A 16,014-nucleotide genomic window follows, 5' to 3' on the forward strand; every position below is an offset into this window, starting at 1 on the left:
TGCGTGAGCGATGCGTGAGCGGACGTTCCGGCACAGGCAGGATCGGGCTGGATGACGTGACACCGTTCGACCACTCTGGCCAGGCGATGCCGGACGGTGCGACACCGTCCGGCATCACCCACCCCGCCCCAGCCAGGACTTTTAATCCATTGGTTGTGGGTTCGAGTCCCACACGGCCTACCGAGAGCAGGCGAGGGGAAACCCTCTGACCTGCTGCGGAGCGCCCCGACCGGCTTCGGCTGGTCGGGGCGCTCCGTCGTTCGGGGCCCGTGCGTGAGCGATGCGAGAGCGGACGGGCCGGTACTTCGAGGCACGGGCCGAATACGTTCAGGACGTCAGGTCGAACTGCTTGAGCCAGTTCGGGTCTCCGTCGCCGACTGCGGCGACCAGGCCGCCGGACAGCAGCACCATGGAGAGGACGAAGGCCATCGGGTCTCCGTAGTGCTCCACTGCCTGGTTCAGGGTCAGGTCGGGGGCGTCCGGGTGGCCGATGAAGCCCGACACCTGCAGAAGGTCGTCGTGCTGGATCCCCAGGTTGTCCGACACCCAGAGGACGGTGTCCCGCGCCTGATCCTCGGTGATCTGCTCCCTCGCCCCGACGAGCCAGGCCATGAGGATCGCCATGACCATGGTGGGGTCGGAAGGATGCTCACCTTCGAGGAAAGATCCCCCGGGTCCCTTCGAAGGGTTCTCCATCCAGGTTGCGATGTCCGCTCGCAGGCGCTTCTGGGTTCGGACCCGGGAGATCTCGGAAAGGTCGGGCCTCCGGTTGTGCGCTGCCCGAGTGGCGCGTGCGCTCCGGCGGCGCTGGCTGTTTCGTCCCATGACCCTGAGCATGACGCCCGGGGACAGGCGGGGGAGGGAAAACAGACAACCCGAGGGATGAGCTCTGCTGTTGGCTTCGCCCGCTCGGCGGCGGGCCGCGCCCGTCGGCGGGCGACGGGAACGACCGGGCCTGCTCGGCTTGCGGCAGGCGACCTGCTCGCGGCGGGAGCCTGGTTCTCGGCGCCGGGGGCCGGGGACATCCGCGCGGCGGGGTCGCGGTGGCCTTCTGGTGGGCCGTGCGGGCGGTGACCGTGTGAGGGCGAGCGCGCGAGGTTGTGGGCCAGGTGCTTGGTCACGACCGCGCGGACCGCCGCCGGGAGGCGTGCGCCAGGGCCGGACGGTCGGCGCGTCAGCCTTCTGGGGGAGGGGCTTCACCCGGGGAAGCGATCGCCGCGAGGTTTGGCGAGGAGCGAAGAGGGACATCCGCCGGTGCGGAGGCATGGATATGGCTTTGTCATTCCGCCGCGCAGACGGCGTCCCGAGCATCCGAGAACGGCGTACCGAGGAGCGGCACGCCCCACCGCCCGCCCCGGCCGCCCCCGAACCACTCGTCTCCCCGGTGAACTCCCACAACGAATGGGATCCGCTGGAGGAGGTCATCGTCGGCCGTCTCGACGGCGCGGCGATCCCGCCCGGTCACCCGGCCGTCACCGTCACCATGCCGCCGTGGGCGGCGCGGTTGCACGGTCTGGCCACGCCCTTCCGCTACCCGCGCCGGCTGGTCGAACCGGCCCAGCAGGAGCTCGACGGCTTCGTGGCCCTGCTGGAGTCCCTCGGCGTCACCGTCCGCCGCCCCGACCCGGTCGACCACAAACGGCCCTTCGGCACCCCCGACTGGTCCACGCGCGGTTTCGCCAACGCCTGCCCGCGCGACAGCATGCTCGTGATCGGCGACGAGATCATCGAGACCCCGATGGCCTGGCCGTGCCGGTACTTCGAGACCCACTCGTACCGCACGCTCCTGAAGGACTACTTCCGGCGCGGCGCGCGCTGGACGTCCGCGCCCAAGCCGCAGTTGACGGAAGCGCTGTACGAGCCGGACTTCCGGCCCGCGCGGGACGGCGAGCCCGTCCGCCGCATCCTGACCGAGTTCGAGCCGGTGTTCGACGCGGCGGACTTCGTCCGCGCCGGGCGCGACCTGTTCGTGACGCCGAGCAACGTCACCAACCGCATGGGCATCGAGTGGCTGCGCCGGCACCTCGGCCCCGGCTATCGCATCCACGAGATCGAGAGCCGCTGCCACACCCCCATGCACATCGACACGACCTTCCTGCCCCTCGCCCCCGGAAGGGCCCTGGTCAACCCGGAGTACGTCGACATCGACCGGCTGCCCCCGGTCCTGGACTCCTGGGAGATCCTGGTCGCCCCGGAACCGGACCCGATCGACGACCGGCTGCTCAAGTTCACCTCGATCTGCGGCAAGTGGCTCAGCATGAACGTCCTGGTACTGGACGGCGTACGGGTGATCGCCGACCGCCACCACACCGGCATGCTCCGCGCGTTGGAGAAGTGGGGCTTCGAGCCCATCCCGTGCGACCTGCTCCACTACGCCCCCTTCGGCGGTTCCTTCCACTGCGCCACCCTCGACATCCGCCGCCGCGGCACGCTGGACTCCTCCGCTCCCTGACCCCCCACGGGCCGCAGCAGCACCACCACGCCGTCCCGGAACCAGACGGTCCGCCAGCCGCGCGCCCGCGCGTCCCGTACGGTCGCGCGGGCCGCTCCCGCCGGGAAGGGATCGTCGACGGCGGCCACGATCCAGGTGACCTCCGGGTGCCGGACGAACACGTCCGGGGTGGCGAGCCGGACGGTGGCGCGGTCCGCGAGGTGCGGCGCCAGGTGGTTGCTCGCGGCCACCTGGGCGTTCGCCGGGACCAGGGCCAGGGCGGCGCGGGCGGCCGACCGGCGTGGGTCGTCCTGCCAGAAGCCGGGCGTGACCAGGTCGCGCAGCGGCTGGAAGGGGAACAGCAGCGCCGCGGCCAGCAGGGAGGCGAGGAGAGCCGGTGAGGAGCGGCGGGTGGAGTGCCGCAGGGCGTCGACGAGGGCCAGGAAGGCGATCGGCATCAGGACGGCCGAGTAGTGCAGATCGGTGCCCCAGTAGGACGGGTTGGGCGAGAACAGCCGCCAGGCGAGCGTCGGCACCAGCAGCAGGGCGAGCGGGCTGCGCGGGAGCAGGCCACCGGTGACGGCGAGGAGTGCCGTCAGGGTGAGCGTCTTCCGCGGCCATCCGTCGAGGAGTCCGTACGTGGGCGTCGGGGCCTGGGCGAGGTAGCCGTACCGGCCTTCGGGGGCCACGGCCGGGATGAGGACGAGCACGACGAGTGCGGTGGCGGCGAGGGCGCCGATGCCGAGGGCGAGCCCGGCCCGCCGGTGGCGGCGCAGCAGCAGGAACCCGAGGACGGCGGCCGTGACGCCCAGGTCCTCCTTGACCAGCAGGAGCCCGGACGCCCACCAGGCGGCCGCCGGCCACCGGCCGTCGAGATAGGCGCGGCCGGCGAGCGCCAGGAACGGCAGGGCGAAGGCGACCTCGTGGAAGTCGAAGCCCGTGAGCTGCTGGAGCCCCCACGAGAAGCCGTACGCGAGCCCCAGGGCCGGCCACGCCCACGCCGTCGGCAGGTGCCGCTGCGCCGCACGGGCGACGACATACGCGGAGGCGGCCACCAGGACGGCCTGGGCGACCAGGAGGGTCTCGGCGTAGGGGGCGAGGCGCCAGACGGGGGCGAGCACGGCGAGGACGGGGTGGAAGTGGTCGCCGAGCAGGGGATATTCCTCGCCCGTGAAGCCGGGCGGAGCGGTCGCGGCGCGGATCGCGGAGGCGGGCCGCTGGTCCTCGGCCCAGCCGCGTACCGCCTGGGTGAAGATGCCGAGGTCGTAACCGGTGGTCCCGAACCGGGCGTGCTCCCGCAGCGCGTAGACCGCGTGGGCGAGGAGGACCGCGAGGGCGAGCAGGGCGGGCCCGCGGCGGGCGTGGCCGGTCCGCGGCCCGGCGGCGGGGGCGGCCGGGCCGGAGGCCGCGACGTGGGCTGTCGGGCCGGAGGTCGCCGGGGGCGCGGCGGGGCGGGGCGGGATCGTCAGGGTCACGTGCCGGATGCTGGGCGGCGGCCCCTGAGGGCGGGCTGAAGGACGCTGAGGATTTCCTCAGCTCCCGGCGGCGGTCCCCGTCCATACTCGTCCGGTGCGCTTACTGGTGATCGAGGACGAGGAGCGGCTCGCCGCCTCCCTGGTGCGGGGCCTGTCGGCGGTCGGGTACGCGGTCGACGTCGCCCACGACGGGGTGACCGGCCTCCACCTGGCCCGCGAACACCCGTACGGCGCTGTCCTCCTGGACATCATGCTGCCGGGCCTGAACGGCTACCAGGTGTGCGCGCGGCTGCGGGCCGAGGGCAACGACGTGCCGGTGCTGATGCTGACCGCGAAGTCCGGCGAGTACGACGAGGCGGAGGGCCTGGACACCGGCGCCGACGACTACCTGGCGAAGCCCTTCTCGTACGTGGTCCTGGAGGCCCGGCTCCGGGCGCTGCTGCGGCGCGGGGGAGCCCGGACGCCGGCGGTCCTGGAGGCGGGCGACCTGTGGCTGGACCCGGCGCGGCGGGCCTGTGGGCGCGGGGAGACGGTCATCGCCCTCACGCCGAAGGAGTTCGGGGTCCTGGAGAGCCTGCTGCGGCGCGGCGACGAGGTCGTGTCCAAGCAGGACCTGCTGGACGAGGTGTGGTCGGCGGACTTCACCGGTGATCCGAACATCGTGCAGGTCTACATCAGCGCGGTACGGCGCAAGATCGACGGCCCGTTCGGGACGGAGACGATCGAGACCGTCCGCGGAGGGGGGTACCGCATCCGTGAGTCCTCGCCTTCCTAGGACCGGCAGTCCTCGACTTCCTGGGACCGGGGTGGTCCTGCCGCTTTTCGGGGGCGGTGTGGTCCGAGCGCTGCTCAGGGCGGCGGGCCGTCCGCCGCGGGCCGCCTGGGTGAGCGCGCTGACGGCGAGCCTGGTCGTGGTCGCCGTCGTGGTGTGGTTGCAGTGGGCCGACCGGCAGGCCGGTCCGCTGGCCGCCACGCTTCCGGAGCGGCTCGCGACCGACCGGATCGGCCCGCAGATCGCGCTGCTGCGCCGCCCCGGCATCCCGATCGGCGCCCTCGCCGTGGCCGCCGCCTGCTGGCTCGCGAGCCGGGGGCACCGGCTCACCGTACGGCTGCGCACGACGGTGGCCGTCGGCGCGGTGGCCGCCGCGCTCTCCTTCACGCAGGTGCAGTGGATCGCCGAGTACGGCACCACCCGGCCCGACGACGTGGCCGCCGCCGCCACCGCCTGGGCGCTGCCCTTCGTGGCGCCGACGACCGGCCTGGTCACCGGTGTCGTGGCCTGGACCGCCCTCGGCGGCGGGGCCCGGGGCATGCCCTTCCGCAACCGGCTGGTCCTCATCGCGGGAGCGACGTGCGGTGTGGCGCTGACCGGGGCGGTGAAGCTGCTGCGCGAGACACAGCAGACGTACGCTCACGGGGACACGATCCACTGGGTCGCCGTCTCGACCGGCGTACCCGCCGTCGCCCTGCTCACGGGTCTGCTCACCCATCTCACCGCTGTCCAGTCCCTGCGTCCCGTGGAAGCCATCCGCCGCCGCCTGGAGCACATCAGCGGCCGCTCGCTGGACCAGCGGGTCCCGGTGCCCGCCACCGACGACGTCATCGCCGACCTGGCGCGGACCACGAACCGCACCCTCGACCGCCTGGAGCAGGCATCCGTCCGCCAGCGGCAGTTCGTCGCCGACGCCGCCCACGAACTGCGCAGCCCGCTCGCCGGACTGCGCGCCCAACTGGAATCGGCGCTGCGGCACCCGGAGGGCGTCGAGTGGCCCGAGGTCGTCGGCGAGGCCGTCCAGGACGTCGTACGGCTCCAGGCACTGGCGAACGACCTGCTGCTGCTCGCCCGGATGGACGGCGCGCCCCGCGCGGACGCCGCCGAGGAGGAGGTCGGTCTGGGTCCGCTGATCGAGGACCTGCTGCGCGAGCACCGGCACCTGCCGGTCGCCCGGGGCCTGGACCTGGACGGCGGGGCGCCGGCGCACGCGTACGTGAACGGGAACCCGGCGCAGCTGGAGAGGCTGCTCCGCAACCTCCTGGACAACGCCTGTCGGCATGCCCGGAGCCGGGTGACCGTGCGCTGCGCGGAGGTCGGCGGCGCCCGGTGGGAGCTGAGCGTGGAGGACGACGGGCCGGGCATCCCGGTCGCCGACCGTGAGCGGGTGTTCGAGCGCTTCACCCGGCTCGACGCCGCCCGTGCCCGCTCGGACGGCGGCGCGGGTCTCGGGCTCGCGATCGCCCGGGAGATCGCCGTCCGGCACGGTGGCACCCTCGCGGTGGCGGACGGCGACGGCGACAGAGGCGGCGCACGGCTGGTCGCGCACCTCCCGGCCGGAGGCCGTCCGGCGGGTGGTGCGCAGGCCGCCTGTCTGTCGGCCGGCGGCGGCCCGGAGGGTGGTGCCTAGGCCGCCTGCCTGGCGGCGGGCGGTGATCCGGACGGCGGTGGCCGGGCGGTCCGCGATGGTCTCGTGGCGGGCGGTGGTCCGGCGGCGGCGGTCCGGACGGCGGCGGTCCGGACGGCGGCGGTCCGGCGGCGGGTGGTGGTCCCGTGGCGGGCGGTGGTCCGGCCGTGGCCGGTGTGCCGACCGCCCGCCTCCGGTTCCTCAGCGCACGCCCAGCTCCGCCAGGCGCTCCGGGTCCGCGACGATGTCGATCTCGACGATGCGGTCGTCGACGATCGTGAAGGCCATGAGGCCGACCGGGGCGCCGTTCGCGAGGGAGACCAGGCCGGCCGCGCCGTTGACCGTGACGCGGCGGGCGGCGTGGCGGTACTTGGCGAAGGTGAGGGCCTGGGCGGTGACGGCCTCGGCGCCGCGGACCAGCTTGGAGGCGGCCGCGGTGAGGGTGCCGCCGTCGACGCGCAGGACGACGTCGGGGGCGAGGACGGTGAGCAGGCCCTCGAAGTCTCCGCCCTGGGAGGCGGCCAGGAAGGCGTCGACGACCTTGCGCTGCCGGGTGACGTCCGGGTCGGGCGTCGGGGCGGCGTCCTGCACGCGGCGGCGGGCGCGGCTGGCGAGTTGGCGGGTGGCGGCCGGGGTGCGGTCGACGAGGGGCGCGATCTCGTCGAAGGAGACGGAGAACATGTCGTGCAGCACGAAGGCGAGCCGCTCCGCCGGGGCGAGCGTCTCCAGGACGACGAGCAGCGCGAGGCCGACCGAGTCCGCGAGCAGCGCCTCCTTCTCGGGGTCGGCGACGCCCTCCTCCCGTACGACCGGGTCGGGCACGTAGAAGTCGAGCGGGTCCTCGCGGCGCGAGGCGCGGGAGCGGAGCATGTCGAGGCAGACCCGGCCCACGACGGTGGTCAGCCAGCCGCTGAGGTTCCGCACCTCGCTGACGTCGGAGCGGTTCAGCCTGAACCAGGCCTCCTGGACGGCGTCCTCGGCCTCCCCGACCGAGCCGAGCATCCGGTAGGCGACCGCCCGCAGATGGCCGCGGTCGGCCTGGAAACGTTCCGCCAGGAGCTCCGGCGTCAGGTGCCCGGCGCCGTCCCGGGCGCGGTCCCCGCCCCCGTCCCCCGTGAGGTCGGTGAGGCCCGTGAGGTCCGTGAAGTCGTTCTCCATCGTTGCCGCCTCTTCCCTTCGCGTGCCGTCACACCGAGATGACGGACGGGGCGCCGTGGAAGGTGACGGGGAGGGATTTCCCCGCCCCTTCCGTTCCGGTACGTGAGATCCGCGCCCGGCCGTGGCGAACGCGCGGGAATCCCCGGCCGAACCCCCCGACCACCGTGGATCACCACTTCAGCGCGGTGATCGTCTTCCCTAGATTGATCACCATGACGACGCAGACGAACCAGGTCAACCCCGTTCTCCGTACGCCCCCGGCCTCCCCGGCCGCCGCCGCGGCCTACTTCTCCGCCAGCCTCGCCTTCCACGCCGACGTGTCCGACGTGGCCTCGGCGCTCGCCGACGCCCGCGCCACGGGCGGCGACCCCGGCTTCGTGGTGATCGACTCCCGCTCCACCGCGTCCTGGGACCAGGGCCACGTGCCGGGCGCCGTGCACCTGCCGACCGCGCTCATCCCCGAGCAGGCCGAGCAGCTCCTCGACAAGAACGTGCCGGTCGTCACGTACTGCTGGGGCCCCGGCTGCAACGGTGCCACGCGCGCCGCGCTCGCCCTCGCCGAGCTGGGCTTCCAGGTGAAGGAGATGCTGGGCGGCTTCGAGTACTGGGTCCGGGAAGGCTTCCCGTACGAGACCTGGGAAGGGGCCGAGCAGAAGGCCGCGGACCCGCTGACGGCACCGGTCGACGCGGACGACTGCGGCTGCTGAGCTGCCACCGGGAAACGGATTAGGGTTTCGGCCGGCCATGCCGTAAGGTCATATTCACCGACGCGGGGTGGAGCAGCTCGGTAGCTCGCTGGGCTCATAACCCAGAGGTCGCAGGTTCAAATCCTGTCCCCGCTACTCAGTAGCCGAAGGCCCGGATCGTTCTCACGATCCGGGCCTTCGTCATGTCCGGCCCCGGCCCGATGTCCCAATGTCCCGGTGTCCCGGTGTCCCGATGACCTTGACGCCCCGACTTCTGCGGCTTGACCTTTACGTAACGTCAAGTTCTAGCGTTCTCGGCATGGAGTGGTCGATCCAGGAGATCGCCAGAAAGGCCGGCACCACCAGCCGCACCCTCCGCCACTACGGCGAGCTGGGGCTGCTGGAGCCGAGCCGGATCGGCGCGAACGGTTACCGGTACTACGACCAGGCGGCACTCGTGCGGCTGCAGCGGATCCTGCTGCTGCGCGAGCTCGGGCTCTCCCTGCCCGCCATCGCCGAGGTCCTCGAAGGCCAGCGGGACACCTCGGCCGCCCTGCGCACGCATCTGGCCCTCCTCGAACAGGAGCGCGAGCGCATCGGGCGGCAGATCGAGGCCGTACGCACCACTCTCCACAAGACCGAGAGAGGAGAAGAACTGATGGCCGAGGAGATGTTCGACGGCTTCGACCACACGCGGTACGAGGCCGAGGTCACCGAGCGCTGGGGCCGCGAGGCCTACGAGCAGGGCGACCGCTGGTGGCGCTCGCTCAGCGACGCCGAGAAGAAGGCGTTCATGGACGAGCAGGCCGGCATCGCCCGCGACTTCGCGGCGGCCGCCGCGAAGGGCCTCGCGCCCGACAGCGACGAGGTGCAGGCGATCACCCGGCGGCACCACGCCTGGCTGTCGACCACGACGACGCCGACGAAGGAGTACTTCGTCGGGCTCGGGCAGATGTACGTCGACGACCCGCGCTTCACCGAGAACTACGACCGGCACGGGGAGGGCACCGCCGTGCTCGTCCGGGACGCGATGGCCGTCTACGCCGAGCGCAACCTGTAACGGTCGCCGCACCGCCCGGTCGGCGCGGAGCTGGACCGTGCGGGGTGGGGCGGCACCGTGGCCCGTGCGGGGCGGGGCGGCACGGTGCCGTGCCGGGGCGGGGCGGCACCGTGACCCGTGCGGGGCGGCGGCGGCACGGTGGCCGTGCCGGGGCGGGGCGGCGGTGGAGCCCGCGGGGTCCTGCCGGCTCACGGCGGGTGGCGGGCCGCGCCGTCGCCGGTACGCCAACCGGCCGAGGAGGAGTCGCCGAGCCGCTCGGCCTGACGGCACCCTGGGGAGGGCGCGGGTCCGTCCGCGGCCGGGCAGCGGGTCCGGGCAGGTCCAGGTGGGAGAACACAGGTGGCGCGAGCGGGGATGCGGCGCGGGCGGGGCCGTTCCGGTGCCGACCGCCCCGATCCGTCCGCCGGTCCGTCCGCCGGTCCGTCGTCCGGCGGGGGCCGTGGTGGCCGGTCCTCCGGTGCGCCCGCAGAATCGGCGGCCGGCTCGTCGGCGGGCTCGGTGGGCTCTGCCGGCTCGTCTGCGGGCTCGTCGTCCGGTGCGGGCCGCCGGGGTGCGCGCGCCGACGCCGGGCTCGGCGGGTCTTCCGGCCGGTCCTCCGGTGCGTCCGGCGGATCGTCGTCCGGTGCGGTGCGGGCCGCGTCCGCCGGTCCTTCGGCCGGCCCGTACCGGGGTGCCCGGCGCTTCCTGCGCGCGCTGCCTCCGCTGGTGATCGTCGGTGGGGTCGTCTTCGACGCGTCGACCCCGCCCCAGTACACGGCGGCGCCGATGTTCTCGGCGGCGCCGCTGATCGCGGCGCCGTTCTTCTCCACCCTGACGACGCTGCTCACGGGCATCGCCGCCGTCCTCGCCAGCCTCGGCCTGCACGTCTACAACGGGACGCTGATGGGGATCCCGTCCCTGACGGAGACCCTGACGGTCGCCACGGTCTCGGGGCTCGCGGTGCTGATCGGCCGGGTGGTGCGGCGCAGCGGCGAGCGGCTCGCCTCGGCGCGGGTGATCGCCGAGACGGCGCAGAAGGCGGTGCTGCCCGCGCCCGCGGAGCGGATCGGCGGGCTGCAGATCGCCGCGCGGTACGAGGCGGCGCAGGCGGACGCGTTCATCGGCGGTGATCTGTTCGCGGTGCAGGAGACCCCGCACGGGGTGCGGCTGGTGGTCGGCGACGTGCGGGGGAAGGGGCTGGACGCGGTGGAGGCGGTGGCCGTGGTGATCGGCGCCTTCCGTGAGGCGGCCGAGCAGGAGGCGACGCTCGAGGGCGTGGCGGCGCGCCTGGAGCGGGCGCTGGCCCGGGAGGGCACCCGGCGCGACGGCCTTGACGCGTTCGAGGGGTTCACGACGGCGGTGCTCGCGGAGATCCCGGGCGGCGACCGGGTGGTGCGGGTGGTCAACCGCGGGCACCCCGAGCCGTTGCTGCTGCTTCAGGACGGGGGTGTGGAGGTGCTGCGGCCGAGCGAGGCCGCGCTGCCGCTGGGCATGGGCGACCTGGCGGTGTGGCCGGACCGGGCCGACGAGACGCCGTATCCGCCGGGAGCGACGCTGCTCTTCTACACGGACGGCCTCTCGGAGGCGCGGGACGTGGCCGGGGTGTTCTACGACCCCCGGGAGCGCCTCGCCGGGCGGATCTTCCCGGGGCCGGAGGAACTGCTCGACGCGCTGGTGGCGGATGTGCGGCGGCACACGGGCGGGGGCACGACGGACGACATGGCGCTGCTCGCGGTGAGCCGCCCGGCGGCGGGGCAGCCGGAGCGGCGGCGGACGATGCCGGTGGTGCCACCGGAAGGCGGACCGACGCCGTGACGGATACGGGGACGGGCTCGCGTGACGGGGCGTAGTGAGGAGGTGTCGCTCCGATAACAATTGACGTAACGTCAGATCTGCCGTTTGGTCCTGACCGCCTTCTGAAGGGTGGTCAAGTCGGGCATATCCCTACTAATTCAGCTAATGATCAAGGGGAACGGCTTGGAATCGGGAGGCCGCGTCTATTAACGTTCGATAACGCAGCGCGGTCGTCCCAGCCGTCGCAAGAGACGGCACCGTGCGCACGCGCCGAATCCCGCAAGGGAACCGGGGAACCACCACTTGGGGTGAATCGGGCACCACCGCACCCGTGCGGCACCGCCCGTAGGAGACCTTCCTGCTCCGAACCCGTCAGCTAACCCGGTAGGCGAGAAGGAAGGAAAGGAGAGCGCCTCCGTGGCCTCCAACACCCCTGCTCCGCATACCCCCTTCGATTACTTCGACACCTCGGGGGCGCCGGGCGCCGCAGGCGCGGACGCGGAGGAGTGGAATCCCACCGAGGACTCCCTGAAGGACCGCGGCCGCGCCGGCGGGCGTCACCGCGTCGTCAAGCAGCGCTCCAACTTCGCCCGTTCCTCCACCGTGCTGGGCGTCGGCGTCATCGCCGCGGTCGGCGCCGGCGGTCTGGCCACCGCCCAGCAGAAGCCCCCCGTCTCCATAGCGCTGCCGGACGTCGACCTGCCCGACGCCTCCGAACTGCCGGGCGTCGGCGCGCTGATCGGCGCGGACGACAAGGGCTCGGAGGGATCCGACGGATCCGAGGGCGCCGGCGGCGCCGCGGATTCCGGCCTGACCGCGGCCGGGAACGACACCCAGCCGCTCACCGCGCTCACCTTCGCCACCGACGGCACGGGTTCCGGCGCCGAGGCATCCGGGACCCGGACCGACGCCGGCGAGGCGCTGCGCGCCCGCATCCTCCAGCAGGCCGAGCAGCAGCAGGCCGCCGCGGACGCCGCCGAGAAGGCGGCCGCGGAGGAGGCCGCGGCCGAGAAGGCGGCGGCCGAGGCCGAGGCCAAGGCGAAGGCGGCGGAGCAGGCGGCCGCCGAGGCGAAGAAGAAGGCCGAGGAGGAGGCGGCGGCCAAGGCCGAGGCCGAGCGCCTGGCCAGGCTCGCCGCGAGCTACGCGCTGCCCACCTCCTCGTACACGCTCACCTCGACCTACGGCGAGTCCGGCTCCATGTGGTCCTCCGGCTACCACACCGGCCTGGACTTCGCCGCCCCCACCGGCACCCCGGTCAAGGCCGTCCACGGCGGCACGGTCAAGTCGGCGGGCTGGTCCGGCTCCTACGGCTACCGGATCGTCCTGGAGCTCGCCGACGGTACGGAGATCTGGTACGCGCACCTGTCGTCGATGACGGTGAGCGCGGGCCAGTCGGTCGGCACCGGCGAGACCATCGGCCGCGTCGGCGCCACCGGCAACGTCACCGGCCCCCACCTCCACCTGGAGGTCCACACCCCGTCCGGCAGCGGCGTCGACCCGGCGGCCTGGCTCCGCTCCAAGGGCCTGTCCGTCTAGTTCTTCGACCAGGACGTCCCGCGGCCCACGCACCGTCGGCCGCGGGCGGCCCCGGTCGCGGACGGCCCGGGCGGCCGGTGCAGGCGGGTCGGCCGACAGAGGCCGGGCGGCCGGAATAGTCGGGTCCGGGCAGGAGGTTGATCAACCCATGACTTCTCTTCGCCAGCTGGGCACCTCCGACCTGCACGTCTTCCCGCTCGCCCTCGGCGGCAACGTCTTCGGCTGGAGCGCCGACGAGGCCCAGTCCTTCGCCGTCCTCGACGCCTACACCGCCGCCGGCGGCAACTTCGTCGACACCGCCGACGTCTACTCCGCCTGGGCCGAGGGCAACGAGGGCGGCGAGTCGGAGACCGTCATCGGCCGCTGGATGGCCTCCCGCGGCAACCGCTCCGACGTCCTCGTCGCCACCAAGGTCGGCTCCCACCCCCGCTTCAAGGGGCTGAGCGCCACGACCATCAAGGGCGCCGCCGAGGAGTCGCTGCGCCGCCTCGGCACCGACTACATCGACCTCTACTACACGCACTTCGACGACGAGTCCGTGCCCGTCGAGGAGATCGTCACCGCCCTCGACCAGCTGGTGAAGGACGGCAAGGTCCGCGCCGTCGCCGCCTCCAACATCTCCCCCGAGCGGCTGCGCGCGTCCCTCGACTTCGCCGAGGCCGAGGGCCTCGCCCGCTATGTGGCCCTCCAGCCGCACTACAACCTGGTCTCCCGCGACACCTACGAGGGCCCGCTGCTCGACACCGCCGAGCGGGCCGGCCTCGCCGCCGTGCCGTACTTCGGTCTCGCGGCCGGCTTCCTCACCGGCAAGTACCGGCCCGGGGCCGACGTCTCCAGCGTCCGCGCCGCCGGCGCCGCCAAGCACCTGGAGACCGAGCGGGGCCGGAAGGTGCTCGCGGCCCTGGACGCCGTCGCCGAGGCCCATGACGCCGAGGTCGCCAGCGTCGCCCTGGCCTGGCTCGCCTCCCGGCCCACCGTCGTGGCCCCCCTCGCCTCGGCCCGCACCGTCGAGCAGCTCCCGGCGCTCGTCGCCTCCACCGGCCTGCGGCTGACGGACGCCGAGCTCGCCACGCTGACCGAGGCGTCGGAGGCGTCGTCGTAGGCGACGGAGTCCTCGGAGGTGCCGGGGCCGTCGGAGGCCCTGAGCCTCGTCAGCTCCGGTACGGGTTGTAGCCGCCGTAGTCCAGGTACTGCGGCGGCACCCACACCCGGCCGGTCACCCGGGCCGCGTGGGTCAGCGCAGGCGAGGCCACCTGGCGGCGCTGCCACAGGTGGTGCAGCAGCTCCTGCTCGCGGGCCGTGAAGTCCGGCGCCGCCTGCCCGCGCCGGGCCCGGTGACGCAGGAACGCCAGGGTCGTCGCGAACGCCTCGTACTCGCCGACGGCCTGCGCGCCCGGCTTGCCGAAGGTGCGGGCGGCGTAACCGCGGGCGAGGGCGCGGGCCCGCATCGAGGAGAGCGCCAGCGGCTCGTCATGGGCGAGCCAGCCGGCCGACGCGTACGCCGGGAGCTCGCCGGATATCGTGCGCAGCTCCTTCTGCCGGCTCCATATCGCGAGCCAGGTGAGCAGCGCGAACACCGGCACCATGAACATCGCGTACACCAGGAGGAAGGCGAGCGGGTGGAAGGTCGCCGAGCCGTTCCACAGCGCGTGCATGCCCATGGCGAGCAGCAGCCCGCCCAGCGGCAGCAGCACCAGGCGGGTGCGGCGGGCCCTCGCGGTGACCGGGAGGAGGGCGGCGAAGCCGAAGCCGAGGCCGGTGAGCGAGGTGAACAGCGGGTGCGCGAACGGGGACATGATGATCCGGACGAAGAACGTGCCCACGGTCACCGAGCCGAGGCCGGCGGCGCCGAACTCCTGGTCCTCGCCGAAGGCGTTGCCCAGATAGAGGATGTTCTCGGTGAAGGCGAAGCCGGTGGCGGTGAACCCCGCGTAGACGAGTCCGTCGACCGGGCCCGTGAAGTCCCGGCGGCGGAAGAGGAAGAGCAGCAGGACGGCGGCGCCCTTGGCGGTCTCCTCCACGACGGGGGCGACGGCGGTCGCGCCGAGGGTGTCGGCCGAGCCGGGGTCGGCGGTGGCGCTGCTGATCCACTCCACGGCGAAGGAGTTGGCGAGGATCGCGACCAGGGTGGAGGCGAACGCGCCCCAGGCCAGCGCGAACAGCAGGTTCTTCCACGGGGCCGGCTCGACCCGGTCGAGCCAGCGGAACGCGGCCATGAGCAGCGGCACCGGCAGCACCGCGAGACCGAGACCCACGAGGAATCCCTCGGTGCCGGTCTGCTCCCGTACCAGCGCGAGGATCGCCAGCGCGCACAGCGCGAGCACGGTGACCAGCGCGACGGCCCGGACCAGCCGGCTGCGCCAGAACGCCTTGCGCGGCTTGTAGCGCCACTTGGCACGCTCCGGGACGGCCGTGAAGTCCGGCTGGTCGCTCTCGAGCGCGGGCACGGGAGCGGGCGCGCTCACGGCCCCGTGAGCGTGGGCGGGGACGTGGGCCTGGGAAGGGACGTGAGCGTGGGAGTGGGCGGGGACGGGCTCGGCGGCAGGACCGGCGATGGGGTTCGACGACACGCAACGACCCTAACGAGCCCCGCCGACAGCGGCGAGGGAGTTCCCGCCGCCTGTGGAAAACCCGGTTCGAGAGCCTGTGGAAAACCGCTTCCCCGGCCTGCGGAGACACCCGGGGCCAGGCGCCGTGGCCCTTTGCTAGCGGCGGCGGAAGAGCAGGTCGTGGACGACGTGGCCCTTGTCGAGCCCCTGCCCCTCGAAACGGGTCAGCGGCCGGTAGCCGGGCCGGGGGGCGTAGCCGCCGTCCTCCTGGGTGTTCTCGAAGTCGGGGTGCGCGTTGAGCACCTCCAGCATCTGCTCCGCGTACGGCTCCCAGTCGGTGGCGCAGTGCAGCAGCCCGCCGTGCTTCAGGCGGGGCGCGAGCAGGGTCAGGAAGTCGGGCTGGATGAGCCGGCGCTTGTGGTGGCGCTTCTTGGGCCAGGGGTCGGGGAAGTAGACCCGGCAGCCGGCGAGGGACTCCGGCGGGAGCATCTCGCGCAGCAGGATGATCGCGTCGCCGTTGGCGACCCGGACGTTGGTCAGGCCGTTCCGGTCCGCGAGCCCGAGCAGGTTGCCCTGGCCGGGGGTGTGCACGTCCACGGCGAGGATGCCGGTGCCGGGGTCGGCGGCGGCCATCTGCGCGGTGGCCTCGCCCATCCCGAAGCCGATCTCCAGGACGACCGGCAGGCCCCCGAACATCTCGTCCAGGTCGAGCACCCGCTTGCCGTCGATGTCGAGCCCCCAGTCCGGCCACCGCTTCAGCATGGCCTCGGCCTGTCCCGCCGTGACCCGGCTGCGGCGGGGCTGGAAGCTGCGGATCCGCCGCTCGAAGTGCGCCCCGGCCGGATCGGGCGAGGGCCCCTCCCCGGGCGCGAACATGCGGCTGCCGCGACGCGCGACGGGCTGCTCGGCAGGGGCGGTGTGCGGGGGGTTCTCAGGCTGCTCAGACA

General features: G+C 73.6%; 13 protein-coding genes, 1 tRNA gene and 1 riboswitch. Of the genes, 9 read left to right on the top strand and 5 right to left on the bottom strand.

The features are described 5' to 3' along the window. Nucleotides 1-327 precede the first annotated feature (327 nt). Entirely contained in the window at nucleotides 328-624 is a 297-nt protein-coding gene (locus tag ABTZ91_RS11810) for a hypothetical protein (protein ID WP_352076971.1), read from the bottom strand. A 760-nt stretch (nucleotides 625-1,384) separates the two neighbouring features. On the opposite strand from ABTZ91_RS11810, the gene ABTZ91_RS11815 reads away from it, so the two are divergent. Beyond that, nucleotides 1,385-2,452 carry an amidinotransferase gene (locus tag ABTZ91_RS11815; RefSeq protein ID WP_352076972.1) on the top strand — a complete coding sequence of 356 codons (1,068 nt, stop codon included), beginning with the start codon at nucleotides 1,385-1,387 and terminating at the stop codon, nucleotides 2,450-2,452. Here the strand turns inward: ABTZ91_RS11815 and ABTZ91_RS11820 are convergent. Beyond that, complete coding sequence (locus tag ABTZ91_RS11820; protein WP_352076973.1) at nucleotides 2,371-3,906, bottom strand: DUF2079 domain-containing protein; 1,536 nt, start codon at nucleotides 3,904-3,906, stop codon at nucleotides 2,371-2,373. The two genes, ABTZ91_RS11815 and ABTZ91_RS11820, sit on opposite strands and share 82 nt — an antisense overlap. Nucleotides 3,907-4,000: 94 nt before the next feature. On the opposite strand from ABTZ91_RS11820, the gene ABTZ91_RS11825 reads away from it, so the two are divergent. Continuing rightward, a complete protein-coding gene (locus tag ABTZ91_RS11825) occupies nucleotides 4,001-4,681 on the top strand; it encodes a response regulator transcription factor (RefSeq protein WP_352076974.1) in 681 nt (226 codons plus the stop codon). Between the two features lie 109 nt (nucleotides 4,682-4,790). Continuing rightward, entirely contained in the window at nucleotides 4,791-6,308 is a 1,518-nt protein-coding gene (locus ABTZ91_RS11830) for a HAMP domain-containing sensor histidine kinase (protein ID WP_352076975.1), read from the top strand. A gap of 198 nt (nucleotides 6,309-6,506) precedes the next feature. On the opposite strand, the gene sigJ is transcribed toward ABTZ91_RS11830, so the two are convergent. Beyond that, on the bottom strand, nucleotides 6,507-7,463 hold the full coding sequence (gene sigJ, locus ABTZ91_RS11835; protein WP_352076976.1) for an RNA polymerase sigma factor SigJ: 957 nt from the start codon (nucleotides 7,461-7,463) through the stop codon (nucleotides 6,507-6,509). Nucleotides 7,464-7,675: 212 nt separating this feature from the next. Here sigJ and ABTZ91_RS11840 point away from each other — a divergent pair, with 212 nt between their 5' ends. The 6 genes from ABTZ91_RS11840 (at nucleotide 7,676) to ABTZ91_RS11865 (ending at nucleotide 13,620) form a co-directional block, all read left to right on the top strand. Continuing rightward, nucleotides 7,676-8,170 (top strand): rhodanese-like domain-containing protein, encoded by a 495-nt coding sequence (locus ABTZ91_RS11840; protein ID WP_352076977.1) that lies wholly within the window; start codon nucleotides 7,676-7,678, stop codon nucleotides 8,168-8,170. A 61-nt stretch (nucleotides 8,171-8,231) separates the two neighbouring features. Then, a tRNA-Met gene (locus ABTZ91_RS11845) sits at nucleotides 8,232-8,305 on the top strand. 163 nt (nucleotides 8,306-8,468) lie between these two features. Further along, entirely contained in the window at nucleotides 8,469-9,209 is a 741-nt protein-coding gene (locus ABTZ91_RS11850) for a MerR family transcriptional regulator (RefSeq protein ID WP_352076978.1), read from the top strand. A 705-nt stretch (nucleotides 9,210-9,914) separates the two neighbouring features. Then, on the top strand, nucleotides 9,915-11,003 hold the full coding sequence (locus ABTZ91_RS11855; RefSeq protein WP_407077936.1) for a PP2C family protein-serine/threonine phosphatase: 1,089 nt from the start codon (nucleotides 9,915-9,917) through the stop codon (nucleotides 11,001-11,003). 237 nt (nucleotides 11,004-11,240) lie between these two features. Continuing rightward, nucleotides 11,241-11,388, top strand: a riboswitch (cyclic di-AMP (ydaO/yuaA leader). Nucleotides 11,389-11,399: 11 nt separating this feature from the next. Beyond that, nucleotides 11,400-12,518 (top strand): M23 family metallopeptidase, encoded by a 1,119-nt coding sequence (locus ABTZ91_RS11860; protein ID WP_352076980.1) that lies wholly within the window; start codon nucleotides 11,400-11,402, stop codon nucleotides 12,516-12,518. A gap of 148 nt (nucleotides 12,519-12,666) precedes the next feature. Further along, nucleotides 12,667-13,620, top strand: a complete 954-nt coding sequence (locus ABTZ91_RS11865; protein WP_352076981.1) for an aldo/keto reductase — start codon at nucleotides 12,667-12,669, stop codon at nucleotides 13,618-13,620. A 49-nt stretch (nucleotides 13,621-13,669) separates the two neighbouring features. Here ABTZ91_RS11865 and ABTZ91_RS11870 read toward each other — a convergent pair whose 3' ends face one another. Both ABTZ91_RS11870 and trmB read right to left on the bottom strand, forming a co-directional pair. Next, nucleotides 13,670-14,983 (bottom strand): PrsW family intramembrane metalloprotease, encoded by a 1,314-nt coding sequence (locus ABTZ91_RS11870; protein ID WP_352077001.1) that lies wholly within the window; start codon nucleotides 14,981-14,983, stop codon nucleotides 13,670-13,672. Between the two features lie 240 nt (nucleotides 14,984-15,223). Then, a complete protein-coding gene (gene trmB, locus ABTZ91_RS11875) occupies nucleotides 15,224-15,943 on the bottom strand; it encodes a tRNA (guanosine(46)-N7)-methyltransferase TrmB (protein ID WP_352077002.1) in 720 nt (239 codons plus the stop codon). Nucleotides 15,944-16,014 lie beyond the last annotated feature (71 nt).

It is taken from the genome of Streptomyces sp. NPDC126499 (genome assembly GCF_040302485.1).
Taxonomy (GTDB): Bacteria; Actinomycetota; Actinomycetes; order Streptomycetales; family Streptomycetaceae; genus Streptomyces.

Bases quoted from the DNA above. Each gene is read 5' to 3' on its own strand.
- ABTZ91_RS11810 (WP_352076971.1), bottom strand. From the start codon at position 624: ATGGCGATCCTCATGGCCTGGCTCGTCGGGGCGAGGGAGCAGATCACC.
- ABTZ91_RS11850 (WP_352076978.1), top strand. From the start codon at position 8,469: ATGGAGTGGTCGATCCAGGAGATCGCCAGAAAGGCCGGCACCACCAGC.
- ABTZ91_RS11840 (WP_352076977.1), top strand. From the start codon at position 7,676: ATGACGACGCAGACGAACCAGGTCAACCCCGTTCTCCGTACGCCCCCG.
- sigJ (WP_352076976.1), bottom strand. From the start codon at position 7,463: ATGGAGAACGACTTCACGGACCTCACGGGCCTCACCGACCTCACGGGG.
- ABTZ91_RS11865 (WP_352076981.1), top strand. From the start codon at position 12,667: ATGACTTCTCTTCGCCAGCTGGGCACCTCCGACCTGCACGTCTTCCCG.
- trmB (WP_352077002.1), bottom strand. From the start codon at position 15,943: ATGTTCGCGCCCGGGGAGGGGCCCTCGCCCGATCCGGCCGGGGCGCAC.